General features: G+C 59.1%; 20 protein-coding genes. 11 read left to right on the top strand and 9 right to left on the bottom strand.

Going from position 1 to position 17,189, the window contains the following annotated elements:
* Window positions 1-10 precede the first annotated feature (10 nt).
* The 5 genes from PDR5_RS12070 to PDR5_RS12090 form a co-directional block, all read right to left on the bottom strand.
* Window positions 11-700: a hypothetical protein gene (locus PDR5_RS12070; protein WP_064595664.1), complete on the bottom strand. Its 690-nt coding sequence runs from the start codon at window positions 698-700 to the stop codon at window positions 11-13.
* Window positions 669-1,709, bottom strand: coding sequence for a GSCFA domain-containing protein (locus PDR5_RS12075; RefSeq protein ID WP_064595667.1), 1,041 nt, complete (start codon window positions 1,707-1,709; stop codon window positions 669-671). Before PDR5_RS12075 ends, PDR5_RS12070 begins: the two co-directional genes overlap by 32 nt.
* A 37-nt stretch (window positions 1,710-1,746) precedes the next feature.
* The gene (locus PDR5_RS12080) at window positions 1,747-2,262 is read right to left on the bottom strand and encodes a GNAT family N-acetyltransferase (RefSeq protein WP_039771072.1); all 516 of its coding nucleotides are present in this window, start codon (window positions 2,260-2,262) and stop codon (window positions 1,747-1,749) included.
* Between the two features lie 166 nt (window positions 2,263-2,428).
* Window positions 2,429-2,842 (bottom strand): cupin domain-containing protein, encoded by a 414-nt coding sequence (locus PDR5_RS12085; protein WP_064595669.1) that lies wholly within the window; start codon window positions 2,840-2,842, stop codon window positions 2,429-2,431.
* A gap of 31 nt (window positions 2,843-2,873) precedes the next feature.
* Complete coding sequence (locus PDR5_RS12090; protein WP_064595671.1) at window positions 2,874-3,629, bottom strand: SDR family oxidoreductase; 756 nt, start codon at window positions 3,627-3,629, stop codon at window positions 2,874-2,876.
* A gap of 251 nt (window positions 3,630-3,880) precedes the next feature.
* Between PDR5_RS12090 and PDR5_RS12095 the strand changes: the two genes are divergently transcribed.
* The gene (locus tag PDR5_RS12095) at window positions 3,881-5,449 is read left to right on the top strand and encodes a winged helix-turn-helix domain-containing tetratricopeptide repeat protein (protein ID WP_064595674.1); all 1,569 of its coding nucleotides are present in this window, start codon (window positions 3,881-3,883) and stop codon (window positions 5,447-5,449) included.
* A gap of 16 nt (window positions 5,450-5,465) precedes the next feature.
* On the opposite strand, the gene PDR5_RS30130 is transcribed toward PDR5_RS12095, so the two are convergent.
* The 4 genes from PDR5_RS30130 to PDR5_RS12115 all read right to left on the bottom strand — a co-directional run bounded on the left by PDR5_RS30130 (window position 5,466) and on the right by PDR5_RS12115 (window position 9,264).
* Window positions 5,466-5,942 (bottom strand): phage infection protein, encoded by a 477-nt coding sequence (locus PDR5_RS30130; RefSeq protein WP_237233829.1) that lies wholly within the window; start codon window positions 5,940-5,942, stop codon window positions 5,466-5,468.
* A gap of 82 nt (window positions 5,943-6,024) precedes the next feature.
* Window positions 6,025-6,279 (bottom strand): hypothetical protein, encoded by a 255-nt coding sequence (locus tag PDR5_RS12105; RefSeq protein WP_064595679.1) that lies wholly within the window; start codon window positions 6,277-6,279, stop codon window positions 6,025-6,027.
* Window positions 6,280-6,504: 225 nt separating this feature from the next.
* Window positions 6,505-7,143, bottom strand: coding sequence for a response regulator transcription factor (locus tag PDR5_RS12110; RefSeq protein ID WP_064600767.1), 639 nt, complete (start codon window positions 7,141-7,143; stop codon window positions 6,505-6,507).
* 153 nt (window positions 7,144-7,296) lie between these two features.
* Window positions 7,297-9,264, bottom strand: a complete 1,968-nt coding sequence (locus tag PDR5_RS12115) for an alkyl/aryl-sulfatase (protein WP_064595680.1) — start codon at window positions 9,262-9,264, stop codon at window positions 7,297-7,299.
* 105 nt (window positions 9,265-9,369) lie between these two features.
* Between PDR5_RS12115 and PDR5_RS12120 the strand changes: the two genes are divergently transcribed.
* From PDR5_RS12120 to PDR5_RS29265, 10 genes are all read left to right on the top strand, one after another.
* Window positions 9,370-10,293: a LysR family transcriptional regulator gene (locus tag PDR5_RS12120; protein WP_064595682.1), complete on the top strand. Its 924-nt coding sequence runs from the start codon at window positions 9,370-9,372 to the stop codon at window positions 10,291-10,293.
* Window positions 10,294-10,384: 91 nt separating this feature from the next.
* Window positions 10,385-11,608 carry a colicin E3/pyocin S6 family cytotoxin gene (locus PDR5_RS12125; RefSeq protein ID WP_064595683.1) on the top strand — a complete coding sequence of 408 codons (1,224 nt, stop codon included), beginning with the start codon at window positions 10,385-10,387 and terminating at the stop codon, window positions 11,606-11,608.
* 7 nt (window positions 11,609-11,615) lie between these two features.
* Window positions 11,616-11,861, top strand: coding sequence for a colicin E3-like toxin immunity protein (locus PDR5_RS12130; RefSeq protein WP_064595685.1), 246 nt, complete (start codon window positions 11,616-11,618; stop codon window positions 11,859-11,861).
* 143 nt (window positions 11,862-12,004) lie between these two features.
* Window positions 12,005-13,165 carry an N-methyl-L-tryptophan oxidase gene (gene solA / locus PDR5_RS12135; protein ID WP_172829479.1) on the top strand — a complete coding sequence of 387 codons (1,161 nt, stop codon included), beginning with the start codon at window positions 12,005-12,007 and terminating at the stop codon, window positions 13,163-13,165.
* An 86-nt stretch (window positions 13,166-13,251) separates the two neighbouring features.
* On the top strand, window positions 13,252-14,085 hold the full coding sequence (locus PDR5_RS12140; protein ID WP_064595687.1) for a suppressor of fused domain protein: 834 nt from the start codon (window positions 13,252-13,254) through the stop codon (window positions 14,083-14,085).
* The gene (locus PDR5_RS12145) at window positions 14,069-14,524 is read left to right on the top strand and encodes a DUF6228 family protein (RefSeq protein ID WP_237233831.1); all 456 of its coding nucleotides are present in this window, start codon (window positions 14,069-14,071) and stop codon (window positions 14,522-14,524) included. The genes PDR5_RS12140 and PDR5_RS12145 overlap by 17 nt, the downstream gene beginning before the upstream one ends.
* A 33-nt stretch (window positions 14,525-14,557) precedes the next feature.
* Window positions 14,558-14,959, top strand: coding sequence for a hypothetical protein (locus PDR5_RS12150; protein ID WP_064595691.1), 402 nt, complete (start codon window positions 14,558-14,560; stop codon window positions 14,957-14,959).
* A gap of 54 nt (window positions 14,960-15,013) precedes the next feature.
* Window positions 15,014-15,484: a hypothetical protein gene (locus PDR5_RS12155; protein WP_064595693.1), complete on the top strand. Its 471-nt coding sequence runs from the start codon at window positions 15,014-15,016 to the stop codon at window positions 15,482-15,484.
* Window positions 15,485-15,575: 91 nt separating this feature from the next.
* The gene (locus PDR5_RS12160) at window positions 15,576-15,821 is read left to right on the top strand and encodes a hypothetical protein (protein WP_064600777.1); all 246 of its coding nucleotides are present in this window, start codon (window positions 15,576-15,578) and stop codon (window positions 15,819-15,821) included.
* 859 nt (window positions 15,822-16,680) lie between these two features.
* A complete protein-coding gene (locus tag PDR5_RS29265) occupies window positions 16,681-17,091 on the top strand; it encodes a hypothetical protein (protein WP_082934393.1) in 411 nt (136 codons plus the stop codon).
* Window positions 17,092-17,189 lie beyond the last annotated feature (98 nt).

Below are 17,189 nucleotides of genomic sequence, written 5' to 3' on the forward strand. Positions count from 1 at the left end.
CACCGCTCATTTACAGACCTTGTTTGAGCAACTGCTCGACGATCAACTCGCCAAACGCCAGATTCCCGTGCAGCGGGTCATCCACTTCGCAGTAAGCCGGAAGCTGAAAACCCAGCTCATCATTCGCTGCCGCGCGCACATCGATCAGCTCGATGCCGAGCCCTTGCAGGCGCTCGATCAGCAGCGCCTGCGCGGCCATGAACACCCGCGGATCGGACAACTCTGGCACCCGTTGCGGCGGCAGCACGGCGAACACCTTGAGCTTCATCGCCCGTGCTTGCTCATAGAACGCCAGCGCAGGCCGGGACAAGGTATCGACGATGGATTCGAACAGGGGACCTGCGAGAAAACCTTCGTCGAATTCGCCGTCCAGGGTCTGGTAGCACGTCCAGTTCGGCGCGGTGGCGAGGTAGTGCAGGCTCAGGCCAATGGTACTCACCAGCGGCACGCCGACCTTCGCCAGTTGCGGCACCTCGAACGGCTCAAGTGCCTGGCGATACAGGCGCTCCATCTCGGCTTCCCGAAACACCACGTCATGGCGGGTCAGGCTGAAAAAGTCGACCGCGAAATCCCGGCCGGTGCCCAGCGGGCCGCCGCTGAACGGCAACCCGCGGGCCTGCGCCGCCTTGCCGATGACCCCGGCATGGGAGTCGCCCAGCAGCAGAAACCTAGGCGTAGTAATCGAGCACGGCGTCTTCACAGACAAGCTCCTCGCTGGACACGCAGGTGGAGGGCACGCTGACCGGCGTCTGCACCGGTTGAACCGCGTCGAGCCCGGCAAAAAACTGCTGCATGACGAACGCCACGCCTTCGGGCGTGACCTCGCGCTGGTTGGGCTGGTAGAAGACGCCCTTGAACGGTGTGCCGGTGATGATTTCGTAAGAGGGGAAATAGTCGACGTCGTGCAGGTCTTCGCACAGCTGCCCGGCGACGGCGCGCAGGACCGATTTGGAATAGGTGGTGGCGCTCAGCACATGCTCGCCCGTGGCCGTCGCCGTCAGGGGCACCGGTGACACGGTGAGCAGAACACGCAGTTGTGGGTTGATCGAACGCATCAACTCCAGCGCCCGCACCATGTCGCCATAGGTGTCCATGAAGCCGAAATTGCAGAAACGGTGCAGCTGCGGATCGAAGGTGCCGCGCACGGTGCCGGGGCACACGGGATACACCAGACCGGTCTGACGGTTTTGCCAGGCTTCGGTCAGGCCGAGGGTGAACACGAACACTTTGGCCCGGCGCAGGGCGCTGCGGATGGCGTCGAGGGTGGCTTCGCGCGAGGCGAACAGCGCGTCCTCGCTGGCAAAGCCGTCGGGTTCCACGGCGGGGCGGAACGGGTCGAAGAATCGCCCGTCATGGGCCCAGGTTTCGTCGGGTGGCAGGCTCACGCCCAGCGCCCATTCCAGCCATTGGCACAGCATCGCCGGGGTGTACAGATTGCCGGTGCGGAACGAGAACACCCCATAGTTGTGGGCCTTCCAGTCAGCTTCGGGCAATTCGGCCGGGGCCGGTTCCGCATCCAGCCAGTTCATGCCGCGTTCGTTCAGCGCCCGGCCGATGTGCTGGGCGAAACAGGAGCCAGCGGTGACGATGGCGTCCTTGTTGCCGATCTCGAATTGTGGCGTCCACAGTTGATCGATGTTCAGCGCGGGCTTGTCAGCCACGGCGGTGCGCCAGAAAGCGCGGGGTGGCAGGCATTGATAAGGATTCACGACGAGGGCCTCCTTGGCGGTCGCTGATAAAACGGGGTCAACTGATTTGATAGCGGTAGATCAGGTCGTCAAACCACCGATCTCCAATCTGATAGGCCTGCGGCACGCGGCGCTCGAATACAAAACCGCATTTTTCCAACACCTTGCAGGACGCGATATTACCGTCGGTCACGGTCGACTCCAATGAGTCCAGGCCGATGGCGGCGGCATAGTCGATGATCGCCTGCCGCGACTCGGTGCCAAAGCCTTTGCCCTGATGCTCGGGCAACAGCAGGCAACCCACCTCGGCATGCCCTGGCGACAGGATACGAAAACCGGTCACGCCCAGTTCCTGCCCGCTGGCCCTGTCGGTCACCACCAGACACAACCAGTGATCCGACTGCGGCCCCCAGGCCGGAAGCCGGTGCTCGAAGCCTTTGCGTACCTGTTCTTCGGCAATTTCACCGAACACGTACTGCATGGTTTGCGGCTCGGAATGCAGCCTGAGGAACAGCGGCCAGTCGGATTCGACCATCGTGCGCAGGTCGAGGCGTTGCGTGGCGAGTTCGAGCATCCGCTGCTCCTTGCAAGGGCGGAAAGGGAAGACGGTTTTTTACTGGGTGTGGGGCGAAAGATCAATGCTTTGATCGGGCATGGTTTACAACGCCGACCTTGAACGCGCCCCGTAGCGGTGCTCTCCGGCAGCCGCGCTGCCGGAGGTGGATCGGCGAATGGATCGGTTACGGCTTGACCGGTTTGACCAGGTCGGTCTCGTTGCTGTCGAGCACGAACACTGCCAGCAGACGTGACGGTTCGGTGGTGCTGGCATTGGCGCTCACCGCGTGGAAGTCGCCCGGTTGTTCGACGAAGTTTTCCCCCGCCTTGTAAACCTTCTCCGGCCCGTCGCCGACCTTGCTGCGTACGGCGCCCTCAAGCACCGTGGCGTAGATGAACGCGGACTTCGGATGAAAGTGCGCCGGCGAAGAACCACCGGGTGCGTATTCCACCAGCACGCCCCGCATGGATTTGCCCGGAACGTTGGGCAGGGCGCGGTCGAACACCACGGTGACCTTGCCCCCCTGCGGCTCGGCGGCCGAGACGGATGAGATTGAAAGGGCCGCAAACGTGGCGGCCAACAGAATTCGGCTGAACATGGCGAGACTCCTTCTAAGCGGATGGGGGGGGTTAGCGCTGGATCGATTGCGCCAGCCACTCTTCAAAGCGCGTCGAGCCCAGGCGCGGGTTGCTGCTGCCGGGGGTGAGCGACTGGTCGTCGAGCACGTCGCCGAAGTAGCGGGCGTGGACGTCCGGGATCACTTTGCGGGTATCGTGGGTGGCGCGGAAAAAACGCCGGACCAACTCGTCGAGCGGCATGGCTTCGGGGCCGGCAATTTCCTGTATGCCGTTGATCGGCGCTGCCAGTGCCACATCCGTCAGCGCAGCAGCGACGTCGTCAGAAGCCATGGGCTGGATCAGCGCCGGCGACAGGCGCACTTCCTCGCCGACGGTGGCGGACTGAGCAATGCCGCCGACAAATTCGAAGAACTGCGTGGCCCGTAACAGGCTGTACGGAATGCCGGACGCCTTGATCAGATTCTCCTGCGCGACCTTGGCGCGGAAGTAACCGTTGGCGGGCAGGCGCTCACTGCCGACAATCGACAGCGCCACGTGATGGCGAACTCCGGCGGCGGCTTCGGCGGCGAGCAGGTTGCGGGTGGAGGTCTCGAAGAAGTCGAGTACGGCCTGGTCTTCCCACGACGGCGCGTTGGACACGTCGACCACCACCTGGGCACCGTCCATTGCTTCGGCCAGGCCTTCGCGGGTGATGCTGTTGACGCCGGTGTTAGGCGAGGCGGCGCGGGCATCGTGGCCGCGTTCGCGCAGATTGTTCACAAGTTTCGATCCGATGAGGCCGGTGCCTCCGATAACGACTATCTTCATGACATCTCTCCACTTGCCGACCGCAACCGTTGCTGTCGATGTGGGTTGAGCATGCTTGCGGCGCTCGGGCAAATCCTTGTGGTGACCTTGGATTTGCCTTGGTTTTTTGTCCAGACAGGCCAATCCGTCGGCAGATCCGTAGACCAATGCCCAGACCGGTGCGACGGCCCAGGGTCTGCCGTATCATTGGGCGCACGACAATCGCCCGCTCGGACACGGAGTCGGGCGCGCCAGACCAGAGAACAGCCACCGTGCAATTTGTGTTTGAAGACTACCTGCTCGACCAGCAGCGCCGGGAACTGACCTGGCGCGGGCAAGTCGTGACGGTCGGGCCGCAGGTCTTCGATCTGCTGTTGCTGCTGGTCAGCAACCGCGAGCGGGTGGTGAGCAAGGACGAATTGTTGAGCGCCGTGTGGAGTGGCCGGATCGTTTCCGAGTCGACCATCACCAGTCACATCAACGCCGTGCGCAAGGCCATCGGCGACACCGGTGAGCAGCAGCGCCTGGTGCGTACGGTGCCGCGCAAGGGCTATCGCTTCGTCGGCGAAATCACCTTGAGCGACCGCCCCGTCAATGCGCCCGAAGCGCCTGCGATACCCGAAGTGGCCACCACACTTGTCCTGCCGGAAAAGCCGTCGATCACCGTCCTGCCGTTCCAGAATCTCAGCGGCGACCCCGCGCAGGACTACTTCGCCGACGGCATCGTCGAAGACATCATCACCGCGCTGTCGCGCCTGCGTTGGCTGTTCGTCATCGCCCGCAACTCCAGCTTCACCTACAAGGGCAGGGCGGTCGACGCGCGGGGCGTCGGGCTGGAACTGGGCGTGCGTTACGTGCTGGAAGGCAGCGTGCGCAAGAGCGGCAACAAGATCCGCATCACCGGCCAGTTGATTGATGCGTGCAGCAGCACGCATCTGTGGGCCGAGCGCTTCGAAGGCCTGCTCGACGATATTTTCGAACTCCAGGATCAAGTGGCCGAGAGCGTTGTGGGCGCCATTGCGCCGCAGCTTGAACGAGCGGAAATCGAGCGGGCCAAGCGCAAGCCCACCGACAGCCTCGATGCCTACGATTACTACCTGCGCGGGACGGCCAAGTTGCACATCGGCACCCGTGAGGCGATCGAGCAATCGCTGGCGCTGTTCTACCGGGCAATCGAACTGGATCCGGAATTTGCCTCGGCATACGGCATGGCCGCGTGGTGCCATTTCTGGCGCAAGCTCAACGGCTGGATGACCGACCGGCCCCGGGAAATCGCCGAAGGTGCGCGGCTGGCGCGCATGGGCGTGGAGCTGGGGCGTGACGACGCGGTGGCGCTGACCCGTTGCGGTCATGCCCTGGCCCATCTGACCGGGGATGTCGACTGCGGCATCGCCCTGCTTGATCGAGCTCGATTGCTCAACCCCAATCTGGCGCCGGCCTGGTATCTGGGTGGCATCCTGCGCGCCTTGGGTGGCGAAACCGAAGCCGCCATTGCCAACCTTGAACATGCCGTGCGACTGAGCCCGCTGGATCCGGAAATGTTCCGCATGCAGGTCGGGATGGCGCTGGCGCACTTCTTTGCCGGTCGCTTCGAATGTTCGGTTTCCTGGGCCGAGAAAGCGCAGGGAAATCTGCCCAGTCTGCTGGTAGCGGCGGCCCTGATCGCCGCCAGCCACGCGCTCAATGGACGAGCCGACAAAGCCGGGCAGGCCATGGAACGGGTGCGCCGGCTGGACCCGACATTGCGGGTGTCCAGCCTGCGCGCGTGGCTGCCCATTCAACGGCCTGAAGACGTTGCCCGGTTTGCCGAAGGTTTGCGGTTGGCGGGGTTGCCGGAGTAAGGGCTCAGCCGGCCAATCAATCCATCGAAAAATGCATTTGCATGTTCATCGCGGCATCGTACTGATTGCTGGCTACCCGGCGTTCGATCAGGCGATCAGAGCCGCCTTCGGCAACACGGCGTTCGATCAGGCGATCGGAGCCGCCTTCGGCCACGCGGCGTTCGAGCAGGCGATCAGAGCCGCCTTCGGCCACGCGGCGTTCGAGCAGGCGATCAGAGCCGCCTTCGGCCACGCGGCGTTCGTTCAAGCGATCCGATCCACCCTCGGCAACACGACGCTCCATCAGCCGATCCGAACCCCCTTCGGCAATCTGGGTCGGCGCCTTTCTGGCTCGGTGCTGTTGCACTGATGAAGTTTCTGAATCCGGAGCACTGGTTTCCTGTCTGTTGGCCACCGGCATATCGGGCAGGCAACTTGCGCCGAATGCATGAGTAGCAACTATCCAAGTGGCTGAAACAATGGCGACGGGTAATACCAATCCAATAGTTTTCATCGTGATCATCCTGAGTCGTGGTGGGATTTCGTTAATGAACTTCCGGTTGCAACCAGACAGGTTTGAATTCAATCGAATACTTCTAATGGGAAACTCCATGTTCCTGTGCTGCCAGGCTAATACGGTTGTACGCAATCAAGCGCATGACGTAGCCCAGCTTGATCGCGGTCGGCCCGAGGATCGTCATCCCGTGCGCGCCGACCAGCGTGGGCAAGTTCAAGTGAGCGTCAAACACATAAGCCAGGAAAATCCCCACCATCAACATGCCCAGGCCACCGACCAGCAACACGTGGGACAACTTCAGCACGCGGTACGAGTCTTCAAAAAAGTCATACATGTTGATCAGTCATCCCTGAGTCAATGAGTGGATCGACAAGTGTCGGCGCGTGAGGAAACCGCGAAATCAATAACTTTGCCGGCCGTCGCATTTGATGGAGGGATTTTACTGTTGGCGGTAGGGATCAACCATGTTGCATAAGTTTGGTTTTATCCTGCCAGCGTATGGAGAAGTCATACCAACGTATATAAACAACTCTATGCGCGCCGCATAAGGGCGATACATCTAATGGTTAATGCCCAGACTTTCGGCCATTCGAACCAGATCGGCAAACGACTGCGCGCGCATCTTGCGCATAGCCTGGCTGCGGTGAATCTTCACGGTGATCTCGCTCAGGCCGATGGCACTGGCGATCTGCTTGTTTATCAGACCCGAGACGGCCAGCGCCATCACCGCTTGCTCTCTGACCGTGAGTGTCCCATGGCGTGTGCGCAATTCATTTTGGCGGCGTTCGCACTCGCGGCGTGACCTGTCCCGCGTATGCGCGGCGACCACGGCGTCGATCATGGCCTGCTCGCGAAACGGTTTTTCCAGGAAGTCGACGGCACCGGCTTTCATGGCGCGAACGGTCATGGCGATGTCGCCATAGCCGGTCATGAAAATGATTGGCAAATGGATGTTGGCGTCGGCGAGCGCCTGCTGAAAGACCAGCCCGCTGGTGCCTTGCAATCGCACATCCAGCACCAGGCAACTGGGCAGGTCAGGTCGCTGGTATTGCATGAAGTCGGCGACCGATCCGAACAGCTCGACGCGCAGGCCGATGGAGCGCAGCAGGCTGCCAAGCGACTCGCGCAGAGAGGCGTCATCATCGATGATGAAAACGATGGATTCGGGGTTTCGCTCGGGTGCAGGTTCTACGTCCATACGCTGGATGGCTTCGCGGCGATCGGGTTGCGCAGGATGCTGAACAATCCAATGGAAAGCTTTGCCCGAGCCTCCGGTTTTCATTGGATTTTGCTTGGGTAAGCGTCCAGAGGCCATCGACCGGGAGTTTGATCAATCGATGGCCTCGGTGGGTCAGTTTCCTGCCCGGGCGACTATCGCAAAATTCCCCGGCGCCTTTTCCAGCAGCCCCAGAAACCTCACGAGATCGACCTTGCTGCCATCCACCTTCAGATCATCGGAAGTGAGCGTTTCCTTCAGCCCGGCGGTGCCGCCCAGCAGCTGGACGAACAGGTCCTTGGTGACGGTCAGCGTTGCGTTGGCGTTCGCCGCCGTCGGGCCTTTTCGGTAGTGCAGCACGGCGTTCTCGATCCACAGCACGAACGATTCGTCGGTATCGGTCAGCACCAGATTGAAGGTCCAGTTCTTGCCATTCGCCGCCGGCCCGTCGAGGCTCGCGGCCATGGCTTCGAGGAAACGTTCGGTGGGCGTCTGCTTCATCAGTTCGATCAGGTCGGAGCGTTTGACACCCTTGGCCGGCGGGCCGTTGCGCAGCTCCATGGCAGCGGTCAGGTAGCTGTTGCGCCAGGTTGCCGATTCCGCCTGATAGCCCATCTGTTCGTACGCGCGGACCAGCAGTTCCTTGGCGGCGGTGTCGTCGGGTTTGACGAGCACGGCCTGATCCAGCAGCTCGGCGACCCAGCGGTATTCGCCCTTGTCATAGGCCACGCGCGCGGCCTCGACCACCTTGGCGTTACCTCCCATCAATTCGACGTAGCGCTTTGCCGATTCCTTGGGCACCAGCGGATTCAAGTGGGCGGGGTTGCCGTCGTAGGCGCCCAGGTACAGCTGGTAGATCGCCTTGACGTTGTGGCGCAGGTCGCCGTAATAGCCACGGGTGCCGAAGTACGAGGCCAGCGAGTCCGGCAGCTGGATCTTGTCGGCGATCTCGTTGGGGGTGTAGCCGGCGTTCATCAGGCGCACGGTCTGGTCGTGCAGGTATTTGTAGACGTCGCGGTGTTTGGTGATGAATTCGCGGATCCGCTCGTTGCCCCAGATCGGCCAGTTGTGCTGACCGAAATAGACCTCGGTGTCACCCAGTTCGTCGAGGGCGATTTGCATGTAGTCGGACCAGCGCAGCGCATCGCGGACCTTGGCGCCACGGATCGGCAGCAGGTTGTGCATGGTCTGCGTCAGCAGCTCCGCACCGCCGTATGCCTTGAGCGCGGGGATCGAAAAGGTCAGCTCGGCCGGGGCTTCCGCGCCGGGCATGTTGTGGAATACGAAGCTGACGCCGTCGAGTTCCAGCGGCTGGATCGGCTGGTCGATGATCTGCGTTGGCGGCAGGATGCCCATGCTGCCGTAGGCGACGTTCTTGCCCAGCCCGGTGTCGACAATGCCGGTGGCGCCCGGCGTCAGGTTCTTGCCGAACTGATACATCGACCGCCGTGCCATCGCCGGGCCTGCCAGAATGTTTTCGCTGGTGGCTTCCTCCATGAACCCGGCGGGCGCAACGATGGGAATATTGCGCTGGGCCACTTCGCTGCTCGAGGTAATGCCCAGTACACCGCCGAAATGGTCGGCATGGTCGTGGGTGAAAATGATCGCGGTGACGGGCTTGTTGCCCAGATGCTCGCGGGCAAATGCCAGCGCTGCGGCGGCGGATTCCCGGGAGGTCAGCGGGTCGACCACGATCCAGCCGGTCTGCCCGTCGATCAGCGTCATGTTGGCGATGTCGAAACCGCGCAACTGGTAAATCCCCTCGCGGACCTTGAACAGACCGATCTGCGCGTTGAGCATCGCGTGCCGCCACAGGCTCGGGTTGACGGTGGCCGGCGCCTGGCCTTCGACGAAGCGGTACGCATCGAAATCGATCAGGACATTGCCGTCGGAGCCGAGGATCTTGCCGGTGGGGCGGGCGATGAAACCGCGTTGGGCATCTTCCATGTCGCGGTTGTCGCTGAGGTCCAGGCCCTTGATCGACGCCTGGATCAGCGCTGCCGTGGCGGGCGTGGCGTCGCCGGCTGCGACGCTGGGCTTGTTGTCGCAGCCGCCGAGGGACACCAGCGTCAGGGCGAGGATCGTGTAGAGGGTCGGTTTCATTCTTGTTGTTCTCTGAGGGTCGAATGCGCTCCAGCCTAGGGGCAGGGCGGCGATGTATCCAATGCATTGTTTACATCCGGATAATGCGTCGCTAGCATCGCGGGAATGGACCTCAAACGACTGTCACACCTTCTCGCGCTGGCCGATGAACGCCATTTCGGCCGCGCGGCCGAGCGCGTGCACCTCAGCCAGCCGGCCCTGAGCCGCAGCATTCAGGCGCTGGAGAGCGAAACCGGGCAGCGCCTGTTCGATCGCGACACCGGCGACGTCCGCCCGACGCCGGCGGGGGCGTTTCTGATCGAGCGGGCGCGGCGGTTGCTGTTCGATGCCCGGTCGCTGGAGCGGGACATGGCGCTCTACAGCGATCGCCAACTGGGCAGCCTCGCTTTTGGCGTCGGGCCGTTCCCGGCGGCCATGTTGATGCATCAAGTGGTGCCGCGACTGCGCCTGGATCACCCGGCAGTCACCCTGCGTGTCGAGGTGAACAACTGGCAGATTCTCGAAGCGCGGCTGCGCGCTGAAGCGATCGAATTCTTTGTTGCCGACATCCGCAACTTCACGGCGGAATCCGATCTGCTGATCCGTTCGCTGGGCCAGGTCTCGGCAGGCTTCTTCGTACGACCGGAGCACCCATTGGCCGGGCGTAAAGTGGTGATGGGCGAACTGGAAGGCTACGGCATCGCCACAACGCGCCTGCCGGAAGTGGTGAAACGCGAGACCGCCCGAACCCTCGGCATCTCCACCCGCCAGGCGCTGCCCATCGTGCTGGAGTGTGATGACGTGGCGTTGCTCAAGACCGTGGCCGGCTCAACCGACACCATCCTCGGCGTCATCCATGGCGCCGTGGCTGGAGATATTCGGGTGGGGCGTTTGATCGAGCTTCATGTTGTCGACAGGCCGGGATTTCATTCTGAAATCGGGGTGGTGAGTTTGCAGGGCAGGAGCCTGTCGCCGACGGCTTTGTGTGTGATCGAGGCGGTTGTTGCCGAGATGCAATCCGTTCACGTCGAACAATCCCCACGTCTTTAAAGACGCGTCCTACAGCCACGATTTTCCTGCTTCGTTAACGTCGTGCAGCCCTTTGCGAGGGGTTGTCGATGCATGAACGAAAGGACAATCAGTGGCTGGTCAAAAGGACATTCCGCGGGTTCCCAACCCACCGGCAGGCGACGGGCATCACGTCACCTACCGCTATATGACGGCCACTGAACTGGCCGATCAGCAAGACCGACAAGACAAGTACGACGCCATGCTGGCGAGACAGGACGCCTTCGAGCGCAGCCGTGAGGTGGCGGCGAACAAGCCTGATGCGGTGCGTGCCGGCTGCGTGTTTGCCAAGTCCTGCAGGTTGCCGGACGCGATCATCGATTACTCGAATCCTTCGGGGATGGTGCCGACTGACAGCCTGAAGGATTACGGCGAGCTGATTTTGCTCGGTGGCCGTGAAGCCAATGACAGCGGTGGGATTGCACTCAAGAAAATCAGCGGCACGGCCATTCCTGCGGGGCTGGGCACTTTCGCCCTTGCCGGTGAGGCGTTCAAGGCATTGCCCGCGATGGCGTCTGCTGCCGTCATCAGCCCGTTGCTCGGTTTGGTGGCGATGTTCATGCCATCGAACCTGGGCGACAGCGCGCTCTATACCGAAGACCAGTTGCTCGCCCTCAAACAGGCCCGAACTCGCGTTCGCCTGCAAGTCGAACAGCAGGCGGATGGCAGCCTCAAGGGTTACGGCTTCTACACCGGCAAGAACCGCGATTGGGAGATGGTCGATGTCGTGCAGTTCGCTGCACGCGGTAACCGGTTTATTGCAGATCTTGGCGAAGGTGTTGAGCTGGTTTGGACGCCAGCTGTAGACGGGGCCGACATCCTCGGTATTCCGGCGCTGGAGGCTGCTCCGCAAGCGCCGCATATTTGGGTGTACCCGCCGACGAAAGCGGCGGACGGGATTCTGGTGAGTCCGGTTTATCCGCCGGAGTATCGGGATTTCATTTTGGTGTTTCCGGTGGGGTCGGGGGTAAAACCGTTATACGTTGTATTGAGCACAGCACGTAAAGGTTTGGCACCTGCAGGCCATAGCTACCATAAGCCGCCGACTACAGAGCAAATCACCGCATTTCCAGACCTGAAAAAAGCTAAAGACAAAAATCCGGTTCAGGGTGGAGGAGGACTTCGCAAGCGTTGGACAGATGCCAAAGGAAAGAAAATTTACGAATGGGACTCAAGGCATGGAGAGCTAGAAATGTACCGAAGCGATGGAACTCACCTGGGAGCCTTCGATCCCTTCACAGGTGAGCAACGCGAAGGGCCTATAAAAGAAAGAAGCATCAAAAAAAGATATCTGTGAGGAAGAGATGGGACTGGAACTGAGACTGGAGTGGTACGACACAGCAACCCTGGAATTCCAGGGCGAGGAGACGTCAGAAGATCTGGGGGATGATGAATCAGTATTGAATGCCTTAGGCATTCCAGTAGAGGGCAACATCAATAATGGCAGCTTCAACGTCGTCGAGAAGTGGGTCGTGACTATTCAGCCGTACTTTCAGCATCGGATCGCTCTGAGTACCAACGACTATCAAATTTCGTTTGATTACAGTTAGTACCGACAGACGGCTGATTGACAGTAAATGGGACACCCATTAGCTCGCTTCCCGCATTTTTGCCTGGGCGCGGCGTTCAACGGATTGTTTTCCATCGCCTGATCCGCTTCACTGTGGCTCTTTTGTCTGAGCGGAAATCAATCATGGAACGATGCGAAGCACTGGTCATCGGCCTCGGCGCCATGGGCGCGGCCACGGTGTATCAACTGGCGAAAGCCGGGGTCAACGTGGTCGGCATCGACCGCCACCATCCGCCGCACACGTTCGGCTCCAGCCATGGCGACACCCGCATCACCCGGCTGTCGGTGGGCGAGGGCGCGCAATACGTGCCCATCGTGCGCAACTCCCACCGCATCTGGCGCGAACTGGAAGCGCTGTCAGGCGAGTCGCTGTTCGAACAGTCCGGCCTGCTGGTGCTGACCTCCAGCCCCGACTTCGATCCCGCCGACGAAACCGACTTCACCCTGCGCACCATCGCCCTGGCACAGACCTACGGCATCGAACACGAAGTCCTCGACGCCGGCCAGATCCGCCAACGCTTTCCGCAGTTTGCCCAGGTGCGCGACGACGCCATTGGTTACTTCGAACCCGAAGGCGGTTTTGTGCGGCCCGAACGCTGCATCGACGTGCAACTCAGATTGGCCGAACAACACGGCGCCACGCTGTACAAGGGCGAGACCGTGACCCACATCAGCTCGGACGAACAGGGCGTCACCGTCACCACCGACCAGCGCACCGTGCGAGCGGAAAAACTGGTGGTCACCGCCGGCAACTGGGCGGGCGGCTTGCTCGGCGCACCGTTCGACAAACTGCTCAGCGTCTATCGGCAAAAACTGTTCTGGTTCGAAACCGAGCCCGACGCGGAACTGGTCGGCCACTCACCCACGTTCATCTTTACTCACGGCCCGGACGACGATTTCTATGGCTTTCCCTCGTTGCCGGGGGAGGGCAGTTTGAAGGTGGCGACGGCGCAGTATCACAGCACGTCCACGCCTGAGACTCTGGATCGCACAGTCTCGGCCGAGGAAGAACGCGAGATGTACGAGCAGCAGGTGAAGGGGCGCATTGCCGGGCTGACGGATCGGGTGGTGAAGTCAGCGGTTTGCGCCTACACCGTTACGCCGGATCGGCATTTCATTATTGATGAGCATCCACGGTTGCAGCACACGTTGGTGGTGTCGGCATGCTCCGGGCATGGGTTCAAACACTCGGCGGCGCTGGGGGAGGCGTTTGCGCAGTGGTGTTTGCGGGGGGAGAGTGAGCTGGATCTTTCGTTGTTTTCGGTGGGGCGGTTTGAGGCATAGTGCCAACATTCAAAAACAGATCCATTTCACGAAAACAGATTCGCTCCTCTCATGGAGAGCGAACCGAAACCCCGCAAGGAACGCACATGAATTTCTTCAAGAAGCTTCTCGTTTCATTGAAACGTCCTAAAACCGAAGACGTCCAGCCCACATCACAACCCCTTGAAGTCCATGAGCCGGATATCTACGACAGCATGACCGAGGCGGAAGCGGCAAATCTGGCTGCCCGAGAGGCCAGCGCAGCGTGCCTGGATCGTCATTGGGCATCAGTCGGCACAATCGAGCGCGATGTCCTTGCCTACATGATCAGTCCGAGCTTTTCGGGTGGCCCTTACTGGCCATCGACCCGTCAGGCCTACCGGGTAGTTCGCCGTAACGACACAATCATCATCGCCACGGAAGGTCTGTCAGACCCGTTCGATGACGCGGAAGAAACGGGCAATGGATTCGAGATGGAGTTGTTCGTAGAAACCGCCGATATACCCGAACACGCCCGTGGCCCGGTGGGTGACGTCGATCCTTTTCAGCGCAGCTGGGCATTCGAGCTGGTGGAGCACGTTGCCAAAACGGTTGCGGACGCTGGAGGCTACACTCGCGGACTCGACAAATACGGTGCGATGTCCATTGAAATTCCCGGGTTCAGCCTCTCGAACCACATGTGTGATCAATTCCCCAAACACTTCGTGACCGAAGATGACTCGACCGGCGTCCTGCTGGGCGCCCCGGAACCGGATTTCCCTACCCGGCTGGATGACATGCCCTTATCCCCGGTGAGATTGGTTCCGGTGGTACTGATCACCGCGTCGGAGCTTGAGTACATTCGTGCTGGCGGGCGGGCAGCACGCGATGACCTGTTGGTCCGATTGAAGGCTGCGGGTGTCGGGCATGTAAGCAGTTTGCAACGTGAAAGCGTTGTTTGACGCCGCAGGGTTCTCAGTCAATTTCGTTCATGATGACGGTGCAGCAATGCAAGCAGAATTAAAGCAACAAGATGGGCTGACCCTGACCGTCATGCCGTGCCCAAGTGGCCGGGCTGACTGTATCCGGGTTCGACTCACGGGTACTGACCTGCACGCAGAAATCACGTCGGAAAGTATCTCTTCTTCGGATAACCGGCATCGATTGGACGCGTTCTTCACCTCTATAGCGCCGAGTGAAGACGATTCGAAATACTGGCGTTCCGAAACCGAAGACCTGGCTTTCTCTGCCTGCCTGGATCCGTCCTTTTCGGGTTTCGTTTTTCTGCGTGTCTACTTGGGCTCTACTTCAGATGACGACTGCGATTGGCAGATAAATGGTTCGTTGCTGGTCACGCCTGCCCAAATCGAGATTTTCGCCAAAGACTTGTCCGCCTTTTAATGACGAGGGCAACCTCAAAGGTTTGAGCAGCAAATGAGCAAATTAGGTTGCAGATGTGGGCATGTGATTGTCGATCAGACTGACAGCTTGCCCTATAAGGCGAGCCTGCTTCGCGACGAAGTAGAAGATGCATTCTGGGAAGAGGTAAACCAAGAACTCAAGCCCGTGATGACTGCTGCCGAATCGGGAGACAAGGCCGTGATCGCGGAGGCGTTCGGTGAGTTTGCACCTTGGGTCAACGCGACCGACGAGTTGGTAAGCCGATTATCGAGCCTCCACATCCACCGGACGTTAGATGTTTATGAATGCACGAATTGTGGGCGTCTTTGGATGCAAAAGGGTGCGGGTAATCAGTTCGTTTCATATGTTCCGGAAGAGGGTGGATATCAGGCGATCTTGTCGGAGAAGTCGGGCGATTCCGAGAGCCGGGATTGAACGGGGCGTTGCAGAAAACTTCGTCTTTCCCCCACAGATCTTTAAGGTCATGCGATGAAGAGAAAAGAATTAATGGCGGCCCTTCTGGCCAGCGCGGCCGCCGAACCCCCTCGCGTGTTTGACCCTGATTGCATGACCCGGATACCCGATTGTCATTCGATCATAGAGGTCCTTCGCCTTATCAAGCATGGCGGACCGGAGTGGGCGAGTCGTTATGTCTCGATGTGGTTTGACGGTGCATCGAATGGCTGGGTTCTGGTGTATCCGCTGCAAGATACGGGCGAGCCATACTTCGACTTCATGTACACAGGTGAATTGGCGCCTCAGAAGGTTTTTGCCGCGCTGCTTGCGAAGTATCCGCAGTGCAGGGTCATGGATTGGGCTGTTGGGCGTATTGCTTGTGTCATTGTCGAGTGTGGGGAGGTTGAGATGCTGGGGGAGATTATTCGGTCGTTTACTGAAGCAGCCTGGGGGGAGGGCGTGGCGGTTGTTGATGTTTCGTATGAGGAGATGGGGAGGGCGTGATCAGAGTTTCAAAGGAGGCGCATGGAGGGCTGTGTATTTTCTGAAGAGCACAGTTCTTTCCTCGGATCGACATTTCCAGGTAGAGAATCACATGAGCACATTGTCGACATTGATCACGCAGGCGCGTGAAGGGTTATGCATCCAGCAGGGGATTCCTCAAGAAAAATGGGAGGCGATCGCCGCTCACTGCGGACCTGCAGAGATCGAAGACCGAATAGCCGCATTGAGGGCAGAGTTGAAAACCATCGAGGAGTGGGATGGTGAAACCATGGTCGATATAAACATCGCCATTTCCCGATTAACTCAGTTGTTGAAACTATCCAATGGCTCATCGTGAGCAGTTGACTTGTTCACCTATGGTCGAGAACCGCCGTTCGTGAGCGGCTGCTTTCGGCCAGAAGCAGACGCTTGATGTCTCCGCGATCAAAAGGGCGATTCATATTCTTCAATAGGTCGATAGCACATGAGCTTTAATGAATGCTGATGGATACTAAAAGCAGAGTTCTTAGGGATTTTTTTAAAGTTTTCGCAGTTAGGAGGCGTAGTGGACGAAGTAGTCAAATTCTCACTCCCTGTAGTACTGGCTATCCTTGCGTGGTGGCTGAAGCTAGCTCGGGAGCACAGTACTGTTGGTAGAGCCATTTACTCTGAGATCATGGCGCTCACGGAGATAACTAGGCATCGTCACTTCTTGCAGGATTTAAGACTGCGAGCCCACCTTTATCGCAATGACCCGTCGAAGCCGGCCGAGGAATACAGGATATCGGTGGCAGACCATTACTGTAGGGTTTATGCGGGAAACATTCAGAACATCGGTTGCCTAGACGCTGAGCAAGCGGCCCTCATTGTTAGGTTCTACCAGCTTGCGGATAGCGTGGTGAGAGATGTTTCGGAGGGCGGGCAATTATACCAAGGCACCAATGACCCATGTGCTTATGAAGAGAACGCATTGCTTCTTGAGCAAGCCATGCAGGTCGCAGAAGACCTTAAAAAACTGCGAGAGAGGCAGTCAAACGAGCGCTGGTATCGACGCTGTTGGAGAGCGATCACATGATCGTACGTTGCCTAGCTACGGCCAACCTTTCACTTGTTTTGCCGAAAGCGTCGGTGTTATCTGGATTGGATAGAAGTTTGTGGATCTGCGACGGACGCTTAACTGACCCTACTCAAGCACTTTGGTAAAGTGGAGATCATGTATGAGTGGGATTGTTTCCAGAATCAACCAAGGAAGATATGACTCCGAGCAGAGTCTGCTGAATCTTCGAGATAATGCTATTAGTAAAGATCGAATTGATGTTTTGGACTCGGTAAATCAACGTCTTAAAAAGTGCCATCCAAAAATTTATGAGCGACTCGTAGGGCCACTTCATGAGCGTAAAAGAGACAAAAAATTCAAATGTTATTGTAATAATCCTAAGAGTTTGCATGCGATCTATCAAGACATCATGAGTGACAACGTTCATTTTCATTCATTAATGTGTGATGCCTGTTGGCAGCAGGATATCGCCAAAACGTGGGGGTACTACGGGTGGACAAGCAAATTGATTCCAAAGAAAACATGGGATGTCTTGTGTGAAATACGTGCATATGAAAAATTCGTTGAGTAATTCACCTCCAGTTTATTAGATATTCTCTACGACAGCTAATCGCCGATCACTGCCTGTAATGAACGCTGAAATGATCCGAGAGCGAACGTTCGCGAGTT

The sequence above is a fragment of the Pseudomonas sp. DR 5-09 genome (assembly GCF_001655595.1).
GTDB lineage: Bacteria > Pseudomonadota > Gammaproteobacteria > Pseudomonadales > Pseudomonadaceae > Aquipseudomonas > Aquipseudomonas pharyngis.

Bases quoted from the DNA above. Each gene is read 5' to 3' on its own strand.
- solA (WP_172829479.1), top strand. From the start codon at position 12,005: ATGGAACGATGCGAAGCACTGGTCATCGGCCTCGGCGCCATGGGCGCG.
- PDR5_RS12140 (WP_064595687.1), top strand. From the start codon at position 13,252: ATGAATTTCTTCAAGAAGCTTCTCGTTTCATTGAAACGTCCTAAAACC.
- PDR5_RS12160 (WP_064600777.1), top strand. From the start codon at position 15,576: ATGAGCACATTGTCGACATTGATCACGCAGGCGCGTGAAGGGTTATGC.
- PDR5_RS29265 (WP_082934393.1), top strand. From the start codon at position 16,681: ATGAGTGGGATTGTTTCCAGAATCAACCAAGGAAGATATGACTCCGAG.
- PDR5_RS12130 (WP_064595685.1), top strand. From the start codon at position 11,616: ATGGGACTGGAACTGAGACTGGAGTGGTACGACACAGCAACCCTGGAA.
- PDR5_RS12105 (WP_064595679.1), bottom strand. From the start codon at position 6,279: ATGTATGACTTTTTTGAAGACTCGTACCGCGTGCTGAAGTTGTCCCAC.
- PDR5_RS12110 (WP_064600767.1), bottom strand. From the start codon at position 7,143: ATGGACGTAGAACCTGCACCCGAGCGAAACCCCGAATCCATCGTTTTC.
- PDR5_RS12080 (WP_039771072.1), bottom strand. From the start codon at position 2,262: ATGCTCGAACTCGCCACGCAACGCCTCGACCTGCGCACGATGGTCGAA.
- PDR5_RS30130 (WP_237233829.1), bottom strand. From the start codon at position 5,942: ATGAAAACTATTGGATTGGTATTACCCGTCGCCATTGTTTCAGCCACT.
- PDR5_RS12090 (WP_064595671.1), bottom strand. From the start codon at position 3,629: ATGAAGATAGTCGTTATCGGAGGCACCGGCCTCATCGGATCGAAACTT.
- PDR5_RS12085 (WP_064595669.1), bottom strand. From the start codon at position 2,842: ATGTTCAGCCGAATTCTGTTGGCCGCCACGTTTGCGGCCCTTTCAATC.
- PDR5_RS12155 (WP_064595693.1), top strand. From the start codon at position 15,014: ATGAAGAGAAAAGAATTAATGGCGGCCCTTCTGGCCAGCGCGGCCGCC.
- PDR5_RS12115 (WP_064595680.1), bottom strand. From the start codon at position 9,264: ATGAAACCGACCCTCTACACGATCCTCGCCCTGACGCTGGTGTCCCTC.
- PDR5_RS12150 (WP_064595691.1), top strand. From the start codon at position 14,558: ATGAGCAAATTAGGTTGCAGATGTGGGCATGTGATTGTCGATCAGACT.
- PDR5_RS12120 (WP_064595682.1), top strand. From the start codon at position 9,370: ATGGACCTCAAACGACTGTCACACCTTCTCGCGCTGGCCGATGAACGC.